This window comes from Halomonas sp. AOP7-E1-9 (genome assembly GCF_052376035.1).
Taxonomy (GTDB): Bacteria; Pseudomonadota; Gammaproteobacteria; order Pseudomonadales; family Halomonadaceae; genus Vreelandella; species Vreelandella citrativorans.
The window spans coordinates 1-23,810 of the sequence record NZ_JBQSVC010000011.1 but is presented as its reverse complement, the minus strand read 5'-3'; the positions used below and the strand labels follow the sequence as shown (position 1 = coordinate 23,810).

At 55.0% G+C, this 23,810-nt stretch carries 22 protein-coding genes and 1 riboswitch; of the genes, 12 read left to right on the top strand and 10 right to left on the bottom strand.

Going from position 1 to position 23,810, the window contains the following annotated elements; genetic code table 11:
* Positions 1-23: 23 nt before the first annotated feature.
* From ACT3R4_RS08420 to ACT3R4_RS08400, 5 genes are all read right to left on the bottom strand, one after another.
* On the bottom strand, positions 24-1,268 hold the full coding sequence (locus ACT3R4_RS08420) for a phosphopentomutase (RefSeq protein ID WP_441678436.1): 1,245 nt from the start codon (positions 1,266-1,268) through the stop codon (positions 24-26).
* 27 nt (positions 1,269-1,295) lie between these two features.
* On the bottom strand, positions 1,296-2,624 hold the full coding sequence (gene deoA / locus ACT3R4_RS08415) for a thymidine phosphorylase (RefSeq protein WP_441678434.1): 1,329 nt from the start codon (positions 2,622-2,624) through the stop codon (positions 1,296-1,298).
* Position 2,625: 1 nt separating this feature from the next.
* Entirely contained in the window at positions 2,626-3,417 is a 792-nt protein-coding gene (gene deoC / locus ACT3R4_RS08410; RefSeq protein ID WP_441678432.1) for a deoxyribose-phosphate aldolase, read from the bottom strand.
* Positions 3,418-3,503: 86 nt separating this feature from the next.
* Complete coding sequence (locus tag ACT3R4_RS08405; protein ID WP_172118017.1) at positions 3,504-4,787, bottom strand: NupC/NupG family nucleoside CNT transporter; 1,284 nt, start codon at positions 4,785-4,787, stop codon at positions 3,504-3,506.
* A gap of 54 nt (positions 4,788-4,841) precedes the next feature.
* The gene (locus ACT3R4_RS08400) at positions 4,842-5,684 is read right to left on the bottom strand and encodes an outer membrane protein OmpK (protein ID WP_441678430.1); all 843 of its coding nucleotides are present in this window, start codon (positions 5,682-5,684) and stop codon (positions 4,842-4,844) included.
* Between the two features lie 304 nt (positions 5,685-5,988).
* On the opposite strand from ACT3R4_RS08400, the gene ACT3R4_RS08395 reads away from it, so the two are divergent.
* The 6 genes from ACT3R4_RS08395 to cyoE all read left to right on the top strand — a co-directional run bounded on the left by ACT3R4_RS08395 (position 5,989) and on the right by cyoE (position 11,842).
* Complete coding sequence (locus tag ACT3R4_RS08395; RefSeq protein ID WP_441678428.1) at positions 5,989-6,780, top strand: DeoR/GlpR family DNA-binding transcription regulator; 792 nt, start codon at positions 5,989-5,991, stop codon at positions 6,778-6,780.
* Between the two features lie 278 nt (positions 6,781-7,058).
* The gene (cyoA, locus tag ACT3R4_RS08390; RefSeq protein ID WP_441678426.1) at positions 7,059-8,045 is read left to right on the top strand and encodes a ubiquinol oxidase subunit II; all 987 of its coding nucleotides are present in this window, start codon (positions 7,059-7,061) and stop codon (positions 8,043-8,045) included.
* A 2-nt stretch (positions 8,046-8,047) separates the two neighbouring features.
* Positions 8,048-10,024 (top strand): cytochrome o ubiquinol oxidase subunit I, encoded by a 1,977-nt coding sequence (gene cyoB, locus ACT3R4_RS08385; RefSeq protein WP_441678424.1) that lies wholly within the window; start codon positions 8,048-8,050, stop codon positions 10,022-10,024.
* Positions 10,024-10,638 (top strand): cytochrome o ubiquinol oxidase subunit III, encoded by a 615-nt coding sequence (gene cyoC / locus ACT3R4_RS08380; RefSeq protein ID WP_441678422.1) that lies wholly within the window; start codon positions 10,024-10,026, stop codon positions 10,636-10,638. The genes cyoB and cyoC overlap by 1 nt, the downstream gene beginning before the upstream one ends.
* Positions 10,635-10,958 carry a cytochrome o ubiquinol oxidase subunit IV gene (cyoD, locus tag ACT3R4_RS08375; protein ID WP_018919031.1) on the top strand — a complete coding sequence of 108 codons (324 nt, stop codon included), beginning with the start codon at positions 10,635-10,637 and terminating at the stop codon, positions 10,956-10,958. The genes cyoC and cyoD overlap by 4 nt, the downstream gene beginning before the upstream one ends.
* Positions 10,916-11,842, top strand: a complete 927-nt coding sequence (cyoE, locus tag ACT3R4_RS08370; RefSeq protein ID WP_087108380.1) for a heme o synthase — start codon at positions 10,916-10,918, stop codon at positions 11,840-11,842. Before cyoD ends, cyoE begins: the two co-directional genes overlap by 43 nt.
* A 129-nt stretch (positions 11,843-11,971) precedes the next feature.
* On the opposite strand, the gene pta is transcribed toward cyoE, so the two are convergent.
* Both pta and ACT3R4_RS08360 read right to left on the bottom strand, forming a co-directional pair.
* Positions 11,972-14,155, bottom strand: coding sequence for a phosphate acetyltransferase (pta, locus tag ACT3R4_RS08365; protein ID WP_441678420.1), 2,184 nt, complete (start codon positions 14,153-14,155; stop codon positions 11,972-11,974).
* Positions 14,152-15,336, bottom strand: coding sequence for an acetate/propionate family kinase (locus ACT3R4_RS08360; protein WP_441678418.1), 1,185 nt, complete (start codon positions 15,334-15,336; stop codon positions 14,152-14,154). The genes pta and ACT3R4_RS08360 overlap by 4 nt, the downstream gene beginning before the upstream one ends.
* A 147-nt stretch (positions 15,337-15,483) precedes the next feature.
* Here ACT3R4_RS08360 and ACT3R4_RS08355 point away from each other — a divergent pair, with 147 nt between their 5' ends.
* The 5 genes from ACT3R4_RS08355 to ACT3R4_RS08335 all read left to right on the top strand — a co-directional run bounded on the left by ACT3R4_RS08355 (position 15,484) and on the right by ACT3R4_RS08335 (position 19,739).
* Positions 15,484-16,404 (top strand): EamA family transporter, encoded by a 921-nt coding sequence (locus tag ACT3R4_RS08355; RefSeq protein ID WP_441678416.1) that lies wholly within the window; start codon positions 15,484-15,486, stop codon positions 16,402-16,404.
* Positions 16,405-16,481: 77 nt separating this feature from the next.
* On the top strand, positions 16,482-16,991 hold the full coding sequence (locus tag ACT3R4_RS08350; RefSeq protein WP_441678414.1) for a porin family protein: 510 nt from the start codon (positions 16,482-16,484) through the stop codon (positions 16,989-16,991).
* 244 nt (positions 16,992-17,235) lie between these two features.
* On the top strand, positions 17,236-18,297 hold the full coding sequence (locus tag ACT3R4_RS08345; RefSeq protein WP_441678412.1) for an HlyD family secretion protein: 1,062 nt from the start codon (positions 17,236-17,238) through the stop codon (positions 18,295-18,297).
* Positions 18,287-19,453 (top strand): DUF2955 domain-containing protein, encoded by a 1,167-nt coding sequence (locus ACT3R4_RS08340; protein ID WP_496201209.1) that lies wholly within the window; start codon positions 18,287-18,289, stop codon positions 19,451-19,453. The genes ACT3R4_RS08345 and ACT3R4_RS08340 overlap by 11 nt, the downstream gene beginning before the upstream one ends.
* Before the next feature lie 106 nt (positions 19,454-19,559).
* The gene (locus tag ACT3R4_RS08335) at positions 19,560-19,739 is read left to right on the top strand and encodes a CsbD family protein (protein ID WP_441678554.1); all 180 of its coding nucleotides are present in this window, start codon (positions 19,560-19,562) and stop codon (positions 19,737-19,739) included.
* Positions 19,740-19,825: 86 nt separating this feature from the next.
* Here the strand turns inward: ACT3R4_RS08335 and thiC are convergent, their stop codons facing one another.
* Complete coding sequence (gene thiC, locus ACT3R4_RS08330) at positions 19,826-21,736, bottom strand: phosphomethylpyrimidine synthase ThiC (protein WP_441678409.1); 1,911 nt, start codon at positions 21,734-21,736, stop codon at positions 19,826-19,828.
* Between the two features lie 22 nt (positions 21,737-21,758).
* On the bottom strand, positions 21,759-22,427 hold the full coding sequence (gene tenA / locus ACT3R4_RS08325) for a thiaminase II (protein WP_441678407.1): 669 nt from the start codon (positions 22,425-22,427) through the stop codon (positions 21,759-21,761).
* Between the two features lie 90 nt (positions 22,428-22,517).
* A riboswitch (TPP riboswitch) is annotated at positions 22,518-22,670 on the bottom strand.
* Between the two features lie 130 nt (positions 22,671-22,800).
* On the opposite strand from tenA, the gene ACT3R4_RS08320 reads away from it, so the two are divergent.
* Complete coding sequence (locus ACT3R4_RS08320; protein ID WP_441678405.1) at positions 22,801-23,403, top strand: class I SAM-dependent methyltransferase; 603 nt, start codon at positions 22,801-22,803, stop codon at positions 23,401-23,403.
* Between the two features lie 62 nt (positions 23,404-23,465).
* Here ACT3R4_RS08320 and ACT3R4_RS08315 read toward each other — a convergent pair whose 3' ends face one another.
* The gene (locus ACT3R4_RS08315; RefSeq protein ID WP_441678552.1) at positions 23,466-23,606 is read right to left on the bottom strand and encodes a phage integrase N-terminal SAM-like domain-containing protein; all 141 of its coding nucleotides are present in this window, start codon (positions 23,604-23,606) and stop codon (positions 23,466-23,468) included.
* Positions 23,607-23,810: the final 204 nt, after the last annotated feature.

The window sequence follows — 23,810 nt, the reverse complement described above, 5'->3', positions numbered from 1 at the left end:
TTATGTCTTGTTAAATAGCGCCATCAGGCAGCATAAGAGAGAAAGCTTTTGCCATCGTCCATTGCGGGAAGGGCGAAGTAATCCGCCAGTGTCTGGCCAATATCGGCAAACGTATCGCGTGCGCCCATCGGCCCTGGCGCGAACCCAGCGCCGCTGACCATCACAGGAATGTATTCGCGCGTGTGCTCAGTACCTTCCCAGCTTGGGTCGCAGCCGTGATCGGCGGTAAGAATCAGCAGATCGTCACTGTTCAACGCAGCCAGCAGCTCCGGCAGGCGAGCGTCAAAGTGCTCAAGGGCGGCCGCGTAGCCCGGCACGTCACGGCGATGACCGTAGACTGAGTCGAAATCGACAAAGTTGGTCATGATCATGGTCGGGCGGTCGCTGGTTTCAGCAGCGGTGCGCGCCACTTCACCCAACGTCGCATCCATCAGTGCATCGTGGCCGCTGGCTTTGACCTTGTGGGTAATGCCGCAGTGGGCGTAGATATCAGCAATCTTGCCAATCGATACCATTTCACCACCGGCATCGGCGAGCTTTTGCAGTACCGTGGGCGAAGGCGGCTCTATGCTGTAATCGCGACGGTTACCGGTACGCGCAAAGCTTGCGCTGTCTTCACCTATAAACGGGCGGGCAATTACCCGGCCGATATTGTAAGGCTCCAGCAGCTCACGCACGGTTTCGCACAGCGCGTAAAGGCGATCCAGGCCAAAGTGCTCTTCGTGAGCGGCAATCTGGAAGACCGAATCCGCTGAGGTATACACAATCGGTTTGCCGGTTTGCACATGCTCATCACCCAGCCGGGCGATGATCTCGGTGCCTGAAGCATGGCAGTTGCCGATTACGCCGGGCAGGTCGGCTGCCTGAACAATCTTGTCCAGTAGCTCTTGTGGAAAGCTTTCGGTCTTATCGCTGAAATAACCCCAGTCAAAACGTACCGGCACGCCAGCGATTTCCCAGTGGCCGGACGGGGTGTCCTTGCCGCTGGAAATTTCCTGGGCGTGGGCGTAGGCGCCTTCAAGCACCTCGGGGAGGGCAACGCCTTCGGCAACCGTGCCGGTGCTATCCCGGTGGGCATGAAACAGGCCAAGTTTGGCCATGTTGGGCAGCTTCAAGGGGCCCGAGCGTTCAGCCGTATCGGCGTCGCCACGCGCGCAGGCGGCAGCGATGTGGCCCAAGGTGTCCGAGCCTTCATCGCCAAAGGCGGCGGCATCGGCGGCGCTGCCGATGCCGAAGGAGTCTAGTACCAGCACAATTGCACGTTTCATGGCGTTTTCCTCGTCAGGCGGTGCTCATTAAAGCGCTTCACCGCGATAGGTTTCCTGGAGCAGTGAATCAATCGTCGCTTCGCCCGTGCCAATGGTGATGGCAGCACGCAGCTGGGCAGCGGCGCGGTCAGCTGCTTCATCGCTACGCGCGTGAACGAAGGCTAGCGGCTGCTGGCTATCCACTTGGGTGCCCAGCTCGGCAATCGCACTAAAGCCCACGCTATGATCGATACTGGCGTCATTACGCAGGCGGCCACCGCCCAGCTCGACCACGCTCATGCCCACTGCGCGGGTATCGATGCGTAGCACATTGCCCGACTGCTCGGCATATACGGGTTTGACCACGTTGGCTTTGGCAAGATAGCTGTCAGAGCGCTCCATAAAGTCACCCGGGCCGCCCAGCTCACGTACCATGCGCGCGAATACTTCGGCTGCGGCACCCGAGGTCAGGGCTTTTTCAAGCTGGCTCAGGGCATCTTCACGGCTCTTGGCCAGTTTGCCCGCCATGAGCATTTCAACCGCCAGCTCACGCGTGACCTGCATTACGCGGCTGTTGGGACGCTCTCCGCGCAGCAGTTCCAGCGTTTCGACGATTTCAACCGCATTGCCCGCGCACGGTGCCAGCGGCTGGCTCATGTCGGTCAATAGGGCTGTCGTCGGCGTACCGGCCTGGGTGGCGACCGAGGCGATGCTTTTGGCAAGCTCGTGGGATTTTTCGGTGGTGGGCATAAACGCGCCACTGCCGACTTTGACATCCATGACCAGCGCATCGAGGCCGGAAGCAAGCTTCTTACCCAGAATGGACGCGGTGATTAGCGGAATGGACTCAACCGTGGCGGTAACGTCACGCACGCCGTAAATGCGCTTATCCGCCGGTGCCAGGTTGCCGGTCTGGCCGATGATCGCCACACCAGTGGACTTCACCACATCACTGAAGCGCTCAGGAGCCGGGTAGGGGTCGTAGCCGGGGATCGACTCAAGCTTGTCCAGCGTGCCGCCGGTGTGGCCAAGGCCACGGCCTGAAATCATCGGTATAAAGGCGCCACATGCTGCGACCCACGGGCCGAGTACCAGAGACACCAGATCACCCACGCCGCCGGTGGAGTGCTTGTCGACCACCGGGCCTGGCAGGTTTAAGGAGTCCCACTGCATGACGTGGCCGGAGTCACGCGTGGCGGTGGTTAGGGCTACGACTTCCTCACGGCTCATGCCGTTAAGAAATACCGCCATGGTGAAGGCGCCAATCTGAGCATCGCTGATACGGTCATCGGCAATGCCCTGGACAAACGTTTTGAGGTCCGCTGCTGCCAGCGGGTTGCCGTCGCGTTTTTCGCGAATTAATTCCTGTGGGAGCATATTAGTAGCCTTCCTGTGGTGCTGCGCTTTCTACGCCGCCCAGTGTGTTTAATAAATTGGCTAAAAGATTCGATGCGCCAAAGCGAAAATGTGCCGGCGTAATCCATGCACTGCCCATGATGTTGCTTGCCAGTGCCAGATACTCAGCGGCTTCTTCTGTGGTGCGTACGCCGCCTGCGGCTTTAAAGCCAACGTCTTTGCCGCTTGCTTTAATCGCGTTCAGCATAATTTCGGCGGCTTCCAGCGTGGCGTTGGTGGCCACTTTGCCGGTTGAGGTTTTAATAAAGTCGGCGCCGCCTTCAATAGCAAGCTCGCTAGCACGTTTGATAAGCGCTGGGTCTTTGAGTTCGCCTGACTCGATAATGACTTTTAACAGGGCCTGGTCTGCGCAGGCGGCTTTACACATTTCAACCAGCTCAAGGCCGGTTTCTTCGTCACCTGCCATCAGCGTGCGGTAGGGGAACACCACATCGACTTCGTGGGCGCCAGAGGCAACGGCATCGCGGGTTTCACGGGCAGCCGCCATAATGTCATCGCCGCCATTCGGGAAGTTGGTGACGGTCGCGATTTTTACCAGCTCGTTGAGTTTGTGGGCAGTTAGCGCACGCTGAGCGGTAACAATAAACTGCGGATAGACGCAAACGGCGGCCGGATTGCCGTAAGGCGTTTTAAGCTGCTGGCAAAGCGCTTCAATCGTGCTGTCGGTGTCGCTGTCATTCAGGCTGGTCAAATCCATTAAGCTCAGCGCTTGGCGGGCGGCCTGGATGGCGTGGGGAGAGGCTGTCGCGGTCATTGGATTCTCACAAAATTGATAAAAGACAAAACGGGCACTGCGAGATCAAACAGCAGCGCCCGTTGCATGGTGTCGTACTCGCTGTGTTATGTCGTAATACTGCTCAGCGAGATGAAGAAGCCAGCAATAGTGGCTGACATTAAATTGGACAGTGTACCGGCCAGAACGGCTTTGCCCCCAAAGCGGGCAATTTCAGCGCGACGGCTCGGTGCAATACTGCCTAAACCGCCCAACAAAATAGCGATTGAGGACAGGTTGGCAAAGCCGCACAGGGCGAAAGACAAGAAGGCCGTGGTATGAGGCGTCATTAATTGACCCGTCGCGGCAACCACCTGCTCCCCATCAATGTAGGGGGCCAGGTTAATAAAGGCGACGAACTCATTAACCACTAGCTTCTGGCCAATAAAGGAGCCCGCAACGGTGGCTTCAGCCCACGGTACACCCAGCATGAAAGCCAGCGGGGCAAACAGCCAGCCCAGGATCATTTCAAGGCTCAGCGACTCAAATCCAAACCAGCCGCCAACGCCTCCTAAAATGCCGTTGATCAGTGCGATCAAGGCAATAAAGGCTAGTAGCATGGCGCCAACATTGGCCGCCAGCATCAGGCCAGAGGTGGCGCCTGAGGCAGCAGCATCCAGCACGTTGGCGGGTTTGTTTTCCTGCTCTTGGAGCTCTTCCTCGACTTTAGAGATGCTGTCGCTGTCAGTTGCGTCCTGGGTTTCCGGCATGATCAGCTTGGCGAACAGCAGACCCCCCGGGGCTGCCATAAACGACGCCGCGACCAGATACTCCATGGGAATGCCCAGCTGCGCGTAACCGGCAAGTACCGAACCCGCTACCGAGGCAAGGCCGCCGCACATAACGGCGAAGAGCTGAGAAGGGGTCATGCGAGCAATAAACGGGCGTACCACCAGCGGCGCTTCGGTTTGGCCTACGAAGATATTGGCGGTCGCAGAAAGCGACTCCGTACGCGACGTGCCGAGCGCCTTTTGCAGCCCGCCACCCAGAATACGAATCACCCACTGCATGATGCCCATGTAGTAAAGCACGGCGATCAGCGAGGAGAAGAAGATAATGACCGGCAGGACCTTGATCGCGAAGATAAAGCCAACGTTATCCACATCAGCCAGGCCACCAAACAGAAAGCCAATACCATCGTTGGCGTAAACCAGTACCTGGCTCACTCCCATGGAAATGGTTTGCAAAATGGTTTGTCCAAACGGCACATAGAGGACAAACGCCCCGATGGCTGCCTGGATGCCAAAAGCGCCCAGCACGGTGCGCAAGCGAATTGACTTGCGGTCGTAAGAAAAAATCAGAGCGATAGCCACCAGAGTGACCATGCCAACCAAGCTCATAAGGAGGGTCATATGAAAATCCTTTGAGTCCGCTAAGGGGGCTCGTTTAAAGTAAGTTGAGCCTGCTTAAAGTATGTTGAGCTTGATAGAGTAAATCATCGCGTTTTGATAAGCATTCGGCGTGCCGAGCTTATTCTCCGAGTAGCGATACTGAACGCCCGTTGTGATCAAATCGCTGGGGTGCCACCACAGGCTCAGCGCACCGTTGGTGCCTACGCTTCCGGCTTTGCCACCTACATAGTTCTGTTCCAAGTAGTCACTGTCGCGGCCAAACGTTTGCTCGTGCCAGTTGGTGACGCTGAAGTTTTGATTAAGGGCGGCGAAGTCATAGCCCGCGACCCAGCCAGCCATGTAGCCGTTCATGCCAGTATAGCTTTCGCTCTGAACGCGTGCTGCGCCAATAAAGGGTTTAAACCATAAACCGTTGGCGAACGTGGTGCGGTAGCCCAGGCCCAGGATTTGGTCTTGTTCGCGGCTGTTATAGCCGTAGTCACGGAAGTCGTACACGTGGGCGTAAAGCGACAGCGGGGTATCCCCCAGATAAATGTGTGACGTTACCTTGCCTGCCGTGCGGAAGTTATCTTTACCGCCGCTTGATTCATCGAACTGGTCGTTGGTCGGGTTTTCGAAATCAAAGAAACCGTAGAACTCGCCCCAGCTAAAGCCCGCGCCGCCTTCTATCTCTACGTAGGTGAAGTCACTTTTTGCCGCGTTGGAGGCCGTGCGGCGCTCGGTACCGTTAGACCAGTCGAGGTAGTTAACCGAGACATTGGCAAAGGACCAAAGAGGTGTCGTCGGCTGGGGCGGCGCATCGGCAGCCATTGCCGGTGTTGCCAGTGCCAAGCCAGCGGCTAAAACGCCAACGCTGGTGGTGAATGAAAACGTACGCATTGAGATCGGAGCAGTCATGTAAGCCTCAAGAGGGGTTGCCACAGTTTGGCCGTCGTTAGAATTATGTGGGCTGGCGGAAATGTTATAATTATAACATTGCATGTTATTTTTTTAACGCCCATTTGCAATAAACTCACACCAACGCTTATTGGATGCTGCTATCGGGGTATCGCAGGAGGGCTTGCATGTTCCAGGCGTTAAGCTTGTGGCTTTAATGTCACGGCCATAGGCTAAGCACGCCGTTGGGTAACAAGGGTCATGGCACCCGCCATGCACGACACATTATAAAGTGAATAATAATGGTATTGAGGAGACGCCTGGTATGAGTGACCGTAGCGTCCAGCGGTTGGCATTGCTTCAGGAAACGCTTGCCGGTGGTGGTACGTTGCATTTACGTGACGCCGCTAGTTTATGCGGTGTTTCAGAAATGACCATACGCCGCGACCTTTCAATGCAGCCTTCTGCGTTAACGCTGCTGGGCGGAAGGTTGGTAATGGCAAGTTACCCAAGTAACACTCCTGCGTACGATTTGGCGGAGCAGCAAGCCAACGACTATCCGTTAAAGCACTTGCTCTGCAAGCGGGCCGCAAGCTTTATTGAAGAGGGCGATACGCTGTTTATTGATTGCGGCTCAACGCTGGTGCCGCTTTTGGGGCAGCTGGGGAATTTTCATGAGCTAACGGTGGTGACCTATGCGTTAAATGTCGCCACGGTGGTATCGACGCTACCCAATGTGCGTTTGGTGCTATTGGGCGGGCTATTTTATGCGTCATCACAATCATTTGGCAGCGATGACATGCGCGCCGCCATTGAGCGTATCGGTATCAATAAGGCATTTATTTCCGCTGCTGGGGTTGATTGCACGCGAGGCGTTAGTTGTTTTCACTTTCATGAAGTAGCCCCCAAGCAGGCGGCTATTGCCTGTGCTGCGCAGCGCTTATTAGTGATCGACGCGAGTAAAATCGGCATGATTCGCCCCGCTTATTTCGCATCATTGAACGATTTTGACATTGTTGTGACTAATGAGGGTGCTGCGCCCGCATTATTTACCCATTTTACGGGGCGTGTGCTTACCCACCTTTCTGTTTCATCTACTTATGAACAACCGCGTTAAGAGATTGCGGCTAGGTGCGTCAAATCGTCGCTTTGATTCGTTGCCTGGATCAAAGGAAGATACGCCGGTTAGAGCGGGCCTCCTTCATGTTAGGATGTCGGTTCAATCCGCTACCTGCTTCTAATCCCGGTAGCGCATGTTTTTCCCGGAGCACAGGCAGTACCTTTGGCAGAGTGTTTTGGGAAGAGTATGGGGTGTTAGTTAGCTGACATATGGCATATCGTTTGGCTTGCTGTTTGACGGCTAGTTTTGTAACGCAACTCTGACGAGATCGCACCATGCAACAACCTTCCTACTGGCGCAGGTCAGGCACTCTGGTGCTCATTGCGCTGTGCTTGCTGCTTGCAGGCTGTAGCTCGGCCTTGATGGACCCAAAAGGTGTCGTTGGTGAAACCCAGCGTTCACTGATCCTGAGTTCATTTGGCTTGATGCTGATCGTGGTCATCCCCGTTATTGTTATGACGATAGTGTTTGGCTGGTACTATCGCCGTAGCAATACGATGGCTGAATACCTTCCTGACTGGGCGCACTCTAACTGGATCGAGGCCATTGTTTGGCTAGTTCCTGTCGTAATCGTCGCTATTTTGGGCGTAATTACCTGGAAAAGTTCACACGACCTTGACCCCCATCGCGCACTAGAAAGTGATACACCTGAGCTTGAAATCCAGGTCGTGGCACTTGATTGGAAATGGCTGTTCATTTATCCCGAGCAAGGTATTGCAACGGTAAATGAAGTGGCGTTCCCGGTTGATACGCCCGTCCGCTTCCGAGTGAGCTCCGGTTCGGTGATGAACTCTTTCTTCATTCCTCGACTAGGCAGCCAGATTTATGCCATGGCAGGAATGGATAATGACGTTTATCTCGAAGCTAATGAGATCGGTACCTATAGCGGTCGTTCGACCAACTATAGCGGTGCAGGTTTCTCTGGAATGATCTTCGATGCTCACGCGACATCAGATGAAGACTTTGATGCGTGGGTAGAAGAGGTTCGGCAGTCACCACAAACGCTGACCTACCCAGAAGGCTACTCACAATTGGCTGAGCGCTCTTCGTTCAACCCCGTTGAGTACTTCGCAAGTGTTACACCTGAGTTCTATGAGCGTCTGGTCTCCAGCTTCCGTACTGGCAGCGATCCTGAAACCGACACTCAAGATGCGCCTCGCGCACCAGCTATCGATAGCAATGAAGCCTATCAAACGACCGACAACCAAGCGAGTGGCGAGGCTGAAGAAGGCCAACCTGTGAGCAATGAGGCGGGAGAGTAACCGTGTTCGGTAAATTAACCCTAGAAGCAATTCCCCTTCACGAACCCATTCTGGTTCTTGCGGGTCTCGTGGGGATTCTAGGCGGCGCGGCATTGTTAGGCGCGCTGACCTATTTCCGTAAGTGGGGCTGGCTATGGAACGAGTGGTTCACCTCCGTTGACCATAAAAAGCTCGGTATCATGTATTTCATCGTGGCGCTTATCATGCTGCTGCGCGGTTTTGCTGATGCCTTGATGATGCGTGTGCAGCAGGCGGTCGCCGCAGGTGGTTCGATGGGCATTTTGCCGCCTGACCACTACGACCAGATCTTTACCGCCCACGGCGTTATCATGATCTTCTTCGTGGCCATGCCTATGGTTATCGGCCTGATGAACCTGGTTGTTCCGTTACAGATCGGTGCGCGCGATGTTGCGTTCCCGTTCCTGAACAACCTGAGTTTCTGGCTGTTCGCGGTTTCGGCGCTGCTGGTCAACATTTCTCTGTTCGTGGGTGAGTTCGCTACCACTGGTTGGTTGGCTTACGCGCCATTGTCGGGGATAGAGTACAGTCCCGGGGTCGGGGTCGATTACTGGATATGGGCGTTGCAGATATCCGGGATAGGTACCACGTTAACCGGTATTAACTTCTTCGTTACTATTTTGAAAATGCGTACCAAGGGCATGACCCTGTTCCGCATGCCGATCTTTACCTGGACGTCGCTGTGCGCCAACGTACTGATCATTGCCTCTTTCCCGATTTTGACCGCAACTATTGCGATGTTGACCCTTGATCGTTACCTGGGGATGAATTTCTTCACGAACGATATGGGCGGCAACGTAATGATGTACGTCAACCTTATCTGGGCGTGGGGTCACCCCGAGGTGTACATCCTGATTCTGCCGGCCTTCGGTGTGTTCTCGGAAGTTATTGCCACCTTTGCCCGCAAGCGCTTGTTCGGTTACCACACGATGGTATGGGCAACGATTGCGATCACGATTCTGTCGTTCATCGTATGGCTGCACCACTTCTTCACCATGGGCGCAGGTGCCAACGTCAATGCCTTCTTCGGCATTATGACGATGATCATTGCGATCCCGACCGGTGTGAAAGTCTTTAACTGGCTGTTCACTATCTTCCGTGGTCGTCTGGAAATGACGTCACCAGTACTGTGGACGCTGGGCTTCATCATCACCTTTACGATCGGTGGTATGACGGGCGTTATGTTAGCGTTGCCAGCAGCCAACTTTGTACTGCACAACAGTCTGTTCGTTATTGCTCACTTCCATAACGTTATCGTTGGTGGCGTGGTCTTCGGCATGATGGCGGGTCTGACCTACTGGTTCCCGAAAGCCTTTGGCTTCACGCTGGACGAGAAGTGGGGCAAGCGTTCCTTCTGGTGCTGGATAACCGGTTTCTACGTGGCGTTCATGCCGCTGTATGTTCTGAGCTTCTACGGTGCTGCGCGCCGCATGAACTCTTACCCGAACGCTGAATGGCAGCCCTGGTTTATCGTTGCTTTGCTCGGTGCACTGCTGATCGCTGCGGGGATCGCTTGTACACTTATTCAGTTCTACGTAAGCGTGCGTAACCGCGAAAAGTATGCGGATGTGACGGGCGACCCATGGGATGGCCGTACGTTGGAGTGGTCAGCTTCATCGCCGCCCCCGTTCTACAACTTTGCGCGTCTGCCCGTCGTTGGTGATATCGACAGCTTCTGGTCACAAAAGCAGCGTGGCAACGAGCAGTTGGACAATGCGCCTTACACGGATATCCATATGCCGAGGAACACGGTGGCCGGCCCCGTCATCAGTGTCTTTGCGATGATCTTTGGTTTCGCCATGGTATGGCACATCTGGTGGCTGGCTGGGTTCAGTGCCATTGGCATGCTGGTGAGCTTCCTGATGCGTGTATCTAACGACGATATCGATTACTACGTGCCTGCTGCAGAGGTCGAGCGAATCGAGCGTGCTCATCAACAACGTGTGGAGGCCCAAGCGTAATGGCTACTGAATCCCTACATCATGATGCTCATGCTGAGGAGCATGAGCACCACGATGCCGGTCCTACCAAGGTATTTGGTTTCTGGGTCTACCTAATGAGCGACTTGGTGATCTTCGGAACACTATTCGCTACCTACGCCGTGCTCATGAAGGGCACGGCAGGTGGGCCGACCGGCGCGGATATTTTTGAACTACCTTTGATTCTTTTCGGCACCTTTGCACTACTGATCAGTAGTTTTACCTTCGGCATGGGCGTTCTGGCGATGAACGCCAATCGTGTCGGTCAGGTGAAGATGTGGCTGGGCATTACGTTCGTGCTGGGCCTAATGTTCCTGGGGATGGAAATCTATGAATTCTATCACCTGATCCATGAAGGTTTCGGACCAGATCGTAGCGCCTTTTTATCTGCCTTCTTTACGCTGGTAGGTACTCACGGTCTGCACGTGACCTTCGGTATGATCTGGATTTTGGTCATGCTGGTTCAGCTTTCGACTAAAGGTCTGAATGATAAAACGCGTCCGCGTATCCTGTGCTTGAGTCTGTTCTGGCACTTCCTGGATATCGTCTGGATCTGTGTATTCTCCTTCGTCTACTTGATGGGAGTGCTGGTATGAGTTCTTCTAGCCAACCGTCCGGTCACGGCACCGTAAAGTCTTATGTAACGGGGCTTGTACTGTCGTTAGTCCTGACTGTCATTCCATTTGGCGCGGTTATGCTGGGTTCGTTCAGCTTGCCCGTGAACGTGGGAATCATCGTTGTGACGGCTGTTCTGCAGGTTCTGGTTCAGCTTGTGATGTTCATGCACTTGGACTTCAAGACAGAAGATGGCTGGAACATGCTTTCCTTCGTCTTCACGGTGCTGATTCTCGGCCTAGTGGTAGGAGGTTCGCTGTGGATCATGCAGCATCTACATCTCAACATGATGATCGGCTAACCAGCATGCCCAATAGGTGGCACGATCTGCTTGAGCTAACCAAGCCAGGCATCATTGGCGGCAATCTAATTGCCGCCCTTGGCGGCTACTTTCTAGCCGCGCATGGTGAATTCGATCTGGTGACGTTTGCTTCGGTCATGTTGGGGATCGCATTAGTGATCGCCTCAGGCTGTGCCTGTAACAACGTGATTGATAGGGACATTGATGCTCTGATGGCGCGCACGCGCCATCGTCCTCTGGTGAGGGGAAGCGTCTCTATCACGCAAGCATTGGGCTTGTCGGCGTTTCTGGGTATCAGTGGTGTGGTCTGCCTGGCATTAGGCACTAATGGGTTGACGGTGGCCTTGGCTGTTATCGGATGGGGCGTGTATGTGGGGGTGTATAGCCTCTATATGAAGCGCAACTCCGAATACGGCACGGTAGTAGGCAGCCTGTCAGGCGCTATGCCGCCCGTGATCGGGTACTGCGCCGTGACGGGGACCTTTGACAGTGGAGCGATGGTTCTGCTGTTAATCTTCTGCCTCTGGCAGATGCCTCACTCCTATGCCATTGCGATTTTCCGCTATGCCGATTACCAACGCGCTTCGATTCCCGTTCTGCCTGTTGTTCACGGGATCAAGCGCGCAAAGCATCACATCCTTGGCTACATTGTGGCGTTTATTCCCGCCTCATTGGCTTTGGTGCTGGCGAGTAAGGCAGGTACTGGCTACCTGTGCGTCGCACTGACCATGGGGGGCTACTGGCTCTACCTGGCGATTTGCGGCTACCGGCTGGATGATGATGTACGCTGGGCCAAACGCGTATTTGGCGTCTCGATTTTGACCATCACCGCGATGAGCCTGGTGATTGTGTTGGAATCCATGGTGCCAATAATGTGGGCGTGATTGACCCACACCGCTAAGTGGTTGAATTAGAAAAGCCCCGGGTAGTTAAACTGCCCGGGGCTTTTTCTTGTCTTAAAGCTTACTTACCATTGATCGCACCTGCGAAGCTTATCAGGTGCGATGACGGGTTTACGCTTCTCGCTGGCTTGCCTGAATAGCGGTCAGCGCGATGGTGTAGACGATATCATCCACCAGCGCGCCTCGGGAAAGGTCATTCACCGGTTTGTTTAAGCCTTGCAGCATGGGGCCGACGCTGACTACGCGGGCACTACGCTGCACCGCTTTGTAGGTCGTGTTGCCGGTGTTCAGGTCCGGGAATACAAAGACGGTGGCGCGGCCCGCTACGGGCGAATCTGGCGCTTTCTGCTTACCCACGCTCTCAATGGCGGCTGCATCGTACTGAAGCGGGCCATCGATCAATAAGTGCGGGGCACGCTCTTTGGCGATGCGCGTAGCTTCACGCACTTTATCGACATCCGCGCCGGTGCCTGAATCTCCCGTTGAGTAGCTGATCATGGCCACGCGCGGCTCAATGCCAAACGCTTCTGCGGAGCGGGCGCTTTGCAGGGCTATTTCAGCCAGCGTTTCGGCATCCGGGTCCGGGTTCACCGCACAATCGCCATACACCACTACCTGCTCTGGCAGCAGCATAAAGAAGATTGACGATACCTGGCTATATTCTGGCGCGGTCTTTATCAGCTGAAACGCCGGGCGCACGGTGTTAGCGGTGGTGTGGATAGCACCCGAGACAAGGCCATCGACTTCATCCAGCTGGAGCATCATGGTGCCAAGCACCACGTTATCCTGTAGCTGGGCCTCAGCGGTGAGTTCGTTAAGCTTGCCACGCCGACGTTCTACCATGGGCGCGATATAGTGGGCACGCGTGCTTTCGGGGTCGATAATCGTCAACTCGTCAGGCAGTGCTAAACCGCGGTTACGCGCCACTTCCTCGATGTTTTCACGACTGCCCAACAGCACGCAGTTGGCAATGCCGCGCCGCTGACAAATAATCGCTGCCTCCACCGTGCGGGGCTCGTCGCCTTCCGGCAGTACGATTCGTTTTTTTGCGTGCTGAGCCTGTTTAACCAACTGATAGCGAAACGCCGAAGGAGATAAGCGCCGTGCATAGCCGTGGCTTAACTTATCTTTTAGCCATTCAAGGTCGATATGGGCAGCGACAAAGCGCGCCACCTGCTCGGCACGTTCGAAATCATCAACGGGGATTTCGCTGCTAAGCTGGCTCAAGTTTTGAGCCGTGGTCAGACTGTCGGTTTCAACCGCCAGCACGGGCAGGCCGGTTCTAAGCGCTGGGCGACACATCTCAATCATATTGTCGTTAGGCAAAAAACCATTGGTCAGCAATATGCCTGCCAACTGAGTGCCATTCATGGTAGCGAGGGCGGACGCCAGCACGACGTCGTCACGGTCGCCAGAAGCCACCACCAGACTGCCGGGTGTAAAGATATGCAGCGCATTCGCCGCGCTACGCGCACACAGGCTTGTCGACATTACCCGGCGGCTTGCCGCATCGCCTTCATTCAGCACCTTGGCACTTAGTGCCCGTGCCACGTCCAGCGTGCGGGGCGCATTGAGTGTTTTGCTGTAAGGCACGATGCCGATTAGGTGAAAACTGTCGGTGGCTAGTGACGGTGAATAGCCGCGAAGCTCGTTAAGCACCGACTCTTCAAGCTGCGGTTTAATGGTGCCCGGCGCTGCCGAAAGGTCATCTTCCTGGCCGTAAGGCAGGTTCTTCATGCGCATCAGGATGCCGCCCAACGTGCGGGTCGAGCTAACCCCGCCAAAGCTTCTGGCGTGCATATCCAGCTCTTCAGCAAGTGCCTGTGGCTCGTTTAAATCCCCGGTGCCAACCAGAATGATTCGGGCATTAAGTGCATGCGCCAGTTGAGCATTGGTTTGCGTCGCGTACGTGGTGTACTGGGTAGGCACTACGCCTTCCACTACGACTAAATCCAGCGCATTACCGTCCCGCTCAGCCTGTTGCATTACCTGCTCATAAAGCTCGACCACATTTTCCATTAGCTCATCGGTTTGGTCATCGCGCAGCAGGCGCTCCAGCCGGGCTTGTGAGATCGGCGAAGGCGGGCGCAGGTTGAGCGTGCGAGACACCAGTGCCGTTGAGCGATCAAGGCCTGGGCCGTTCAGCTCTTTTTGCATAAACGGCTTCAAAAAACCGGCTTTAAGGCCAATGGTGTCGAGCGCCTGAATCAGGCCTAAGCAGGCCGAGGTTAACCCGGCCCCCATGCTTGTGGGCACTAGAAGGATGGCTTGGGGTTGAGAAGGGGACGAACTCATGCGTGGGCCTCCAGGCATTGACGTGTTTCCATTGCGATACGGCCTTCTTCGTCGGTAGGAATGACCCAGGCTTCGGGACCCTGATGATTTTCCCTGTCCAGCTTGCCCTCTTTGCCGCGAATCATCACGTTATTGCTCGCCTCATCAAGAGCAAAGCCAAAGTGAGGCAGCAGGCTGATAACGCGGCGGCGTACAAGAGGAGAGTTCTCACCGATGCCGCCGGTAAAAATGACGCCATCAAGCGTCGGCAGTGCGCAAGAGAGAGCAGCAAGCGACTTGGCAATGCGGTAGCAAAACACGTCGAGCGCCAGCATGGCTCTTGCATGACCCTGCTCGGCTGCTTCCTCGACTTCGCGCATGTCGTTGGTTAAGCCAGAAAGCCCCAATAGCCCGCTTTGCTTATTCAGCACATCATCAATCTTGTCCATCGACCAGCCCAGCTGGCGGTGTAAATGGGCGTGCAAGCCTGGGTCGACGTCGCCGCTGCGCGTGCCCATCACCAGGCCTTCCAGCGGGGTAAGTCCCATGCTGGTGTCCAGGCTTTGATTATTCCACACCGCTGCGGTGGAACAGCCGTTGCCCAAGTGGGCTGTTAACCAACCGCCCGCGCCGCGAGGGCTAAGCTCGGCCGCACGCTGGCTAACAAAGGCGTGGCTAGTGCCATGAAACCCGTAGCGACGAATGCCGTGTTCAGCGTAGAGGTTCTCTGGCAGGGCATAGCGGTAAGCTTTTACGGGGAGGGTTTGGTGAAACGCGGTATCGAATACCGCAACCTGAGGTAGTGCTGGAAATATCTTTTGAGTAGCGCTGATGCCTGCCAGGTTGGCAGGGTTATGCAGAGGCGCCAACGCGGCGGTGGCCTTAATCGCACTGATAATATCACTATCAACCAAGGCGGCCTGAGTAAACTTCTCTCCGCCATGAACAATACGATGCCCAATAGCGCCCGGAATGCGTCCTTCCAGGCTGTTTAAAATGGCGTTGAGCGCTTGAGTATGATCAGCATTGGGGAGTGCATGGCTAAAACTTCCCCCCGCGCTATTTATTCCTTTTAAACGGGCATCGGCGCTGCCTAAGCGCTCTGCCAAGCCTGCTAAGCGCGGGGCATCAGGGGCCGGATCGATCAGTGCGTATTTAATAGAGGATGAACCACAATTAATAACCAGCACCGGTGCATCCATAAAGAATCTACCAAAAGAGTAAAGGTTTAGTTTGTACGTTAGTGTGGCAGGCGGCAAGGGGCATTAACGTAGGCGGATATTTGTTTAGCCATTCGACTCAAATCCGGGCATGCTTGGCGGTTAACGTTCTTTTGCTGCCTGGAGCCTATGACTACGTCCTCGTTACCCAACCACCTGCCGCGCCACTTGGCCATTTTGCTGCTAATGACCGTTGGCACCATGTTCGCTGCCAACCATGTGTCGGCCAGGCTTGCCTTTGATAACGGTACAGGGTTACTGCTGGCCGTATTAACGCGTTCCGGGGTAGCCTGTTTGATCCTGCTCGCCCTTGTGATCGTTCAGAAGAAACGCTTATGGCTGCCTTCGGGCACTTGGCCCTGGCAACTGGTGGTAGGTCTTCTTATCACCATTCAAAGTGTCAGCCTTTATTCAGCGGTTGCGCGGCTTCCTGTCGTTATTGCGCTACTGTTGGTCAATACTTTCCCCATTCAGTTAGCACTATTGAGTTGGGCGCTGGGCGGGCCGCGTCCGTCGCTTCGCAGCTGCCTTATTATGGGGACCATTTTAATCGGGCTGTTGGTCGTGCTGGATATTCCAGCGTGGCTTTCCAGTGCTGACAGTATGGGGCCAGAGTGGGTCGCCGGTATTGGATTTGGGTTACTGGCCGCGTTCGTTTTCGCCTGCGCGCTATGGGTTACCGAGCACCGTTTATCCCAGGTAGGCAGCACGCTGCGCAGTCTTTTAACCATGCAAACCGTGTTTTTCGCCATGGTAATCGGTGGGGCTTTAGGTGTTGTGCCCGGTGGCATGAGCCTACCTGACAATAGTCAAGGCTGGGTGGGTTTGGGGCTTTTGGCGCTGCTCTACGCCACCGCGTTCTCGACACTGTTTATTTTTGTGCCGCGCTTGGATATGGCGCGCAACGCCCCGGTCATGAATATCGAACCTGTCGCCTCTTTGGTGATCGGCTATTTCGTATTAGGGCAAACGCTAAGCCCCGGCCAGTTATTGGGTGGGGCGGTCGTGGTGGGTGGTATTGTCGCACTTAGCCTATCCAAAGGGCGGTAAACGTTGCGTTCTTTTCGGACATGTACCACAATGAATCTGTGTAAGGAAACACTGTTTTTTAACGGAGGTACAAGACGATGAAGATGACCGTATTATCACTCACTTCTGCGGCACTCTTGGTCGGCGCAGGTGCATTCGCTGCATCAGCACAGGCACAGCAATCATTGGGTTACCCTGAAGGTTACGTGGCGGGCGACGCCATGTTTTGGAACCTTGACCCTGACCGCGGTTCCTCACGTAACGACGTAGGCCTGCGTTTACGCGGCGGCGCGCAGTTCAATGATTACTTCGCGCTCGAAGGGCATCTGGGTACCGGTGGCTCCGATGGTGATACCAAGCTGGATTACCTGGTAGGTGCTTACGCAAAAGGCATCGCGCCTATTACCCCCAATGCACGCCTTTATGGTCTGGTCGGTGTCACTGAAGTGGATTTCGACCACGACAGAGAAAGCGGTTTCTCCTATGGCGCGGGCGGTGAAATTGATGTCGCCAACAATCTGGCCATCAGCGCTGATTACATGCGTTATCTGGACAAGTCTGCCTACGATTTCGATGCCGCAAGTGTGGGCTTAAAATACCGTTTTTAATGATTAACGCTTAAAACGCGTTAGTGGTGTATCCAACCCTAGGGCCTTTTGGCTCTGGGGGTTTTTTATGGGATTTTTTCTGCAGGCAGCCAAGGGGGCTACTCAATAACGCTCATAAAGCAGAAGCGTGGATCATTGTTAGCTTGCTAATCATTTGCTAAAATACGCTATTCCATTAAGCATGCGCTGGCCATAAGCGCTCTGCGCGTACGCAGAAGGTGCGCAAATCAACGAGTAAAACTTCATGTCCCCTGATCAAAAATTCGCCCGCTGGGTGAAGGTAGCGCTGACTGCCTTTGCACTGCTGTTTATCTATTTCTTGATAGCTGACAGCTTCATGCCCATGACGCCCGAGGCCAGGGTAATGCGCCCGGTTGCCCGTGTAGCGCCAGAGCTCAGCGCGCCAGTGAAAGAAGTGACCGTGCGTGACCATCAACAGGTTGCCAAAGGCGATGTGCTGTTTCGTCTGGACCCCGAGCCCTTTCAGCTTGCCCTTGATCAAGCGCGGCTAAATCGTGAGCAGGCTGAGCGTGAAAACACGCGCCTTGAAGCAGAGCTTGCCGCTGCCCGGGCGGTGCTGGCCTCTGCCCAGGCCGTTGCGGAGGAGCGCAGCAGTGAGCGGCGCCGTGGCGAAGCCCTAGTGGGGCGGCAGAGTATTTCACGCCAGCAGTACGAGCAGCAGGTAGCGGCTGAGCATACCGCCCTGGCAGACGTGGCTTCCGCCGAGGCGAACATACAGAGCCTGGAAGTACAGCTAGGCGAGAACGGAAATACCAACCTGCGCTTGCGCCAAGCCGACAACGCCCTTGAGAAAGCGCAGTTGGACGTCGAACGTACCGAAGTGCGGGCGGCAGAGTCAGGCCAGGTGACGAACTTGCAGCTTCAGGTGGGCGACTATGTTCAAGCGGGGCAGCCAGTGATCGCACTGGTGACTCAGAACATGGATATCGTTGCCGATTTCCGTGAAAAAAGCCTACGCCACGTACTGCCCGGCGACTCGGCTGCGGTGATCTTTGATGCCATGCCTGGGCATATCTTTGAAGGGAAGGTCAGTGCTTTTGATGCTGGCGTGCGGGAAGGGCAACTGACCGCTGATGGGCAGCTGGCGAATATTCCTACCTCTGACCGCTGGGTGCGCGATGCGCAGCGTTTGCGTATTCATGTTGCCCTCAACGAACCCATTGCGGCGCTGCTGCCAAGCGGTGCCCGGGCAACGGTGCAACTGCTGCCGGGGGAACATGCGCTGGCGCACCCCTTTGCATGGCTACAAACGCATCTGATCAGCTGGCTACATTATGTCTACTGATGCGGGTTCTACTACTGCAGGGCCCGTTGATACAAAACCGGCGGATGCCAGCATGTGGTCAATCAATCGCGCGCTGCGTAGTTTTTTTAAGCGCACGCCTCGGCGTAGCGGCGCTGGCCCAGAGGCACCTGCCTACCATCGCCTGAGTGAGAATGCCCTGCGCCAGTGTTTGCGGGTGGCTGGTGGCGGCACGCTCGGGTTCATCATCAGTCAGTTAATGGGTTGGAACTACGGCGTCTTCTTTACCGTTTTTCCGATGTTTTTGCTGGGTATGGTGCCCATTCTGAATATCAGCATTATTCGCCAGTTTTTAGGTAACGTATCGGTGAATGCGCTGGAAGTCAGCCTGGTGGTCGGCCTGCTTAAACATATGCCGGTGGTGATGACGCTGGTCGTGTTGGGTATGTTCCTGTTTCGGTTTAGCTTGATGGCAAAAGGCCCGCTGTTTCTGTTTGGGGCCAATGGCGTATTAACCTTAAGCATTCTGCTGCATTTTGCGAGCTACCCCAGTGTCGATCTAGCTGATTTGTTGGCCTCCAATTTTGTGGCCAGCGTGCTTGCCGTGTTCATCGCCATGCTGATGTACACACTTTTCCCTGACGTTGAGCCCCGCCAACCGCCGCCTAAAAGCACCAAGACGAAAGCGCAGATGCGCCATGAAACGCTGATGGGCGGCATTACCGCGACACTTTCCTTTGTCGTTTTTCAGGTATTTGACCTGCAGGGGTCGCTCTCGGCACAAATGGCGACCATTTTGGTGCTGTTCGCGATGGGCTATGCCGGTGCGCGCGTATCCGCTCGCAAACGTGCCATCGGCACGCTGTTGGGGTGTAACCTGGCGCTGATTATGCAGCTTCTGCTTTACACACAAAGCAATCACTTCCTGCTAGCGATTGTGCTTTATTGGTTGGGGCTATTGCTGTTTGGGCGTGAGCACATACTTGAAGGCGGGGGCTCCGGCATCGGGTTTGGCGGGATGACCACCCTGGGTATCCTGTTTGGTCAATCTTTAGGCCCCAGTCAGGACCTTGTCTATAGCGCCCTGTATCGCTTTTCATCCATGAGTGTGGCGCTGGTAGTAACGCTGCTGTTCATGGCTTGCCTGCATTATGTGCTCAATCTTTGGGAGCCTACGCGACTACCAGAAAGAAAATGAGGTAACTTTTTTAACAAAGGCTACTCTGATAAGGCAGCTGTGATGTGAAGGGCAATATGTTCTTCTCTCCAGCGTGTTTCCTGCTAACGGATTAGAGGTGTATGTCATGAGTGGAAAAGACGATAAAGCAAAAGGCGCCGCTAACAAAGCCGCTGGTAAAGTGAAAGAAGCGGCTGGCAAAGTAACGGGCAGCGAAAAAACGGAAGCCAAAGGCAAAATGCAGCAGGCTAAAGGCGAAGCTCAAAAAGGTAAAGGCGACGTGAAAGAGAGTCTCAAGAAAAAATAGCTTTGCCACGCACGTTAGCGTAACACGTCGACAACAGGGGCCTTCAGGCCCCTGTTTGCGTTTATGCCTTTCGTTTTCAAACCGTTTTACACTTCCTGATACAGCTGGCTTCCCGTTTTTCGAAACTTCTCCGCCTGCTCTTCCATGCCGCGCTTAACCGACTCCGCGTCGTTAGTGCTTTCTGGCGTGCGGTCGCGGTAGGTGTCGCGTACTTCCTGGCTAATCTTCATTGAGCAGAACTTGGGCCCACACATAGAGCAAAAATGCGCTACCTTCGCGGAATCCTTGGGCAGGGTTTCGTCATGAAATTCCCGCGCGGTGTCCGGGTCTAGCCCCAGGTTGAACTGGTCTTCCCAGCGGAATTCAAACCGCGCCTTGGAAAGCGCATTATCACGCCGCTGTGCTGCCGGGTGGCCCTTGGCAAGATCCGCCGCATGGGCGGCAATTTTGTAGGTAATAATACCGGTCTTGACGTCATCTTTATTGGGCAGGCCCAGGTGCTCTTTCGGCGTGACATAGCAGAGCATGGCACATCCAAACCAGCCGATCATCGCCGCCCCAATGCCCGAGGTAATATGGTCGTAGCCTGGTGCGATATCCGTGACCAACGGGCCGAGTGTGTAGAAGGGCGCCTCGTCGCAGTACTCCAACTGCTTGTCCATGTTCTCTTTGACAAGGTGCATGGGCACGTGGCCGGGGCCTTCAATCATTACCTGCACGTCGTGCTTCCAGGCAATGTGGGTCAGCTCACCCAGGGTTTTAAGTTCGGCCATCTGCGCTTCGTCATTGGCATCGGCGATAGAGCCTGGGCGCAGGCCGTCACCTAATGAAAACGCCACATCGTACTGCTTGCAGATCTCGCAGATCTCCTCGAAGTGGGTATACAGAAAGCTCTCCTGATGATGGTACAAACACCATTTGGCCATAATCGAACCGCCGCGCGAGACGATGCCCGTTACCCGGTTGGCGGTCAGCGGCACATAGCGCAGCAAAACGCCTGCGTGAATGGTGAAGTAATCCACACCCTGTTCGGCCTGCTCGATCAACGTATCGCGAAACACCTCCCAGGTCAGGTTTTCGGCCACGCCGTTGACCTTCTCCAGCGCTTGGTAGATGGGCACCGTACCGATAGGCACTGGCGAGTTACGCAAAATCCATTCGCGGGTTTCGTGAATGTTCTGCCCGGTGGAGAGATCCATGATGGTATCCGCGCCCCAGCGAATCCCCCAGGTCATTTTGTCGACTTCTTCTTCAATCGACGAGGTAACGGCCGAGTTGCCCAGGTTGCCGTTAATCTTGACCAGAAAGTTACGCCCGATAATCATCGGCTCGCTTTCAGGATGGTTGATGTTATTGGGAATAATCGCCCGCCCGCGAGCAACTTCATCGCGCACAAACTCCGGCGTAATCTCTTCTGGGATGCTGGCGCCGAAGCTTTGGCCGCGATGCTGGTGGCCCAGGATTCTCTCCACCTCGGCATCGCCCAGCGCTTGGCGGCGCTGGTTCTCGCGCAGGGCGATAAATTCCATTTCCGGCGTGATGATCCCTTGGCGGGCGTAGTGCAGCTGGGTAACGTTTTTGCCTTCTTTTGCCCGACGCGGCGTGCGTTTCAAATCAAAGCGCAGCTGAGCCAGCATGGGGTCGTTGGCGCGGCGTTTGCCGTACTCAGACGTATGGCCTTCTAAAAACTCGGTGTCGTCGCGTTCCTCAATCCACACCCGGCGAAGCGCGGGAAGCCCACGGCGTAGATCAATCTGGGCGTTGGGGTCGGTGTAGGGGCCAGAGGTGTCGTACACCAGCAGCGGCGGGTTCTGTTCATCCACGCTGGTCGTTTTGGTCGGCGAGAGACTGATTTCCCGAAACGGCACGTGGATATCCGGGCGCGAGCCTTCAAGATACACCTTGCGTGAACCGGGTAGTGGGGAAATCGCGGCGGCATCGACCTGGGCGGTTTCGGCTAGAAAGCGGGCTGTCTTCTGGGTAACGGTTTTGTTCACGGTTATATCCTTGTTATTGGAATTAATGGGAAAGGTCCAGGCCCATCTGCCAGAAGTCGATTTCCAGGCGCGTGGCATCGCGGAAAATTTTGCTGAGCTCATTAAAGCGGGCAGGGGTGACGTCGGCGAGGCGAGCATCCAGCCATTCAAGCTCGGCTTGCATGGCCGCCTGAAACTCCTCGCTTTCGTACATCGCAATCCAGGCATCAAACGGGTTGTGTGTGCCGCGTAGCGTTGTGGATTTTGCGTTCAACCAGTTGGCAATCTCGCCATAGCCCACCAGGCAAGGGGCAAGTGCCACGTGTAAATCCAGCAGGTCGCCACGGTTGCCGGTATCCAACACGTAGCGGGTGTAGGCCATGGTCGCCCGAGCTTCTTGTAGCTCGGCAAGTGCCTCCTCGGAAATACCCCACTCGCGACAAAAGCCCACGTGCAAGCCCAATTCCACATCCACAATGGTTTTTAAACCTTCATGGGCATGGCGCAAATCGGCAAGCGTAGGGCTTTTGTAGGCGGCCAGTGCATAGGCGCGAGCGAAGTGAATCAGAAACAGGTAATCCTGCTTCAGGTAGTGGCGAAATGACGCTTCAGGCAACGTGGCGTTGCCCAGCTGGCACACAAAGTCGTGCTCAATGTAGGCGCGCCAATCGTCATGGCAGGCAGTGGTTAAATCAGTAAAGCGGTAGCCCATACATCCTCCGGTGGTGGTGATCCGAAGGGCAGGCGAAAAGATCGAGGAAATGGCACGGAAGGGTGGCGAGCGATTGTGGGAGAGAGCTAGCCAGTGCCATCGCTTGATCCCTACGCCGGTACCCGCGCTACATCAAAAGCAGCGCATTAGCCGGATCAGGTTCAGCGGGACCAGCGCTTGGCAGCAAAATTGCTACGCCCTGCGCCATCTCAGCCGGATTCACCGGCACCCCGTCAAGCATTCAACTCAGCGAGTCTAGGTGGCGGTGGAGGGAGATGCAAGGGGGCGGACGACGGTGCTATGTGTTAATTTGAATCGATTATGACGATTAACACTCATCATTACAGCGTGATGCGATCAGGAAGTACTGACATTGACCACCGATAACAAAACGGGTTGGGAAGCCTTCTATCGCGCCAATCAAACGCGAGCCGCCTCGCCGCTGTTACGCCGCGCTTTGGGGGACGAGTGCTTACCCAAAGGCAACGGCCATGCTATCGATTTAGGATGTGGAGGCGGCATCGAAACCGCACTACTGCTGACGTCAGGGTGGAAGGTCTTGGCGATCGACAAAGCGCCCAATGCCATTGTGCGAGTAGAAACACTAAAAGCTGAATTGCCCAGCGCTGATCTGACAATTTTGACTTCGAGTTTCGAGGAATTGAAAGGCCTGCCATCGTCATCCTTGGCCCACGCCGGGCTAAGCCTGCCGTTCTGCGAGCCAACGCACTTTCCCACACTGTGGGACATGATCCTTTCAGCGCTTGAGCCGGGAGGGTTATTTGTCGGGCACCTCTTCGGAGACAGGCACGATTGGGCCAAGCATCCAGCAATGAGCTTTCACTCGATGCAAGAAATAGAAGCGCTATGCGATGGTCTGAAAATTGAGCTTTTACGCGAAAGCGAAGGAGAGGGCGGGCAGGTAACGCATCACTGGCATCGGTTTGATCTGATTTTAAGAAAACCAGTGATTTAACCGAGACGTTGCTTATTTGTGGCAGCTGCCACGTGCTTTTCTATCGTCAAATACTCTAGGAACTATCCCACCTCTATACCTTTAACCATAGCTGGCTGGCGCTTGTCATGAAAGCGAATGAAAAATCGAATCCAGTAGCAATATGTCTTCTCAGTACGAAGGCTATGGCGTTTCACCCGTAAGGTCGCCCGGGCCCTATCCATTAGCTTCATGGGGGTATCCCTTTGTATTTATCTCCATATGTATTTATCTACAGTATTATTGAGAATGGCAAATCGTGCCAGCATACGAATTTTGGATAGGCAGCCAAAATTTGCTTTGCTAGCAATAGAATCAATGAGGTGGATTTGGTTTAGGCGGCTAGATAACCTCAATGAACGTGCTGGCGCGTTCATTGAGGTTATGCA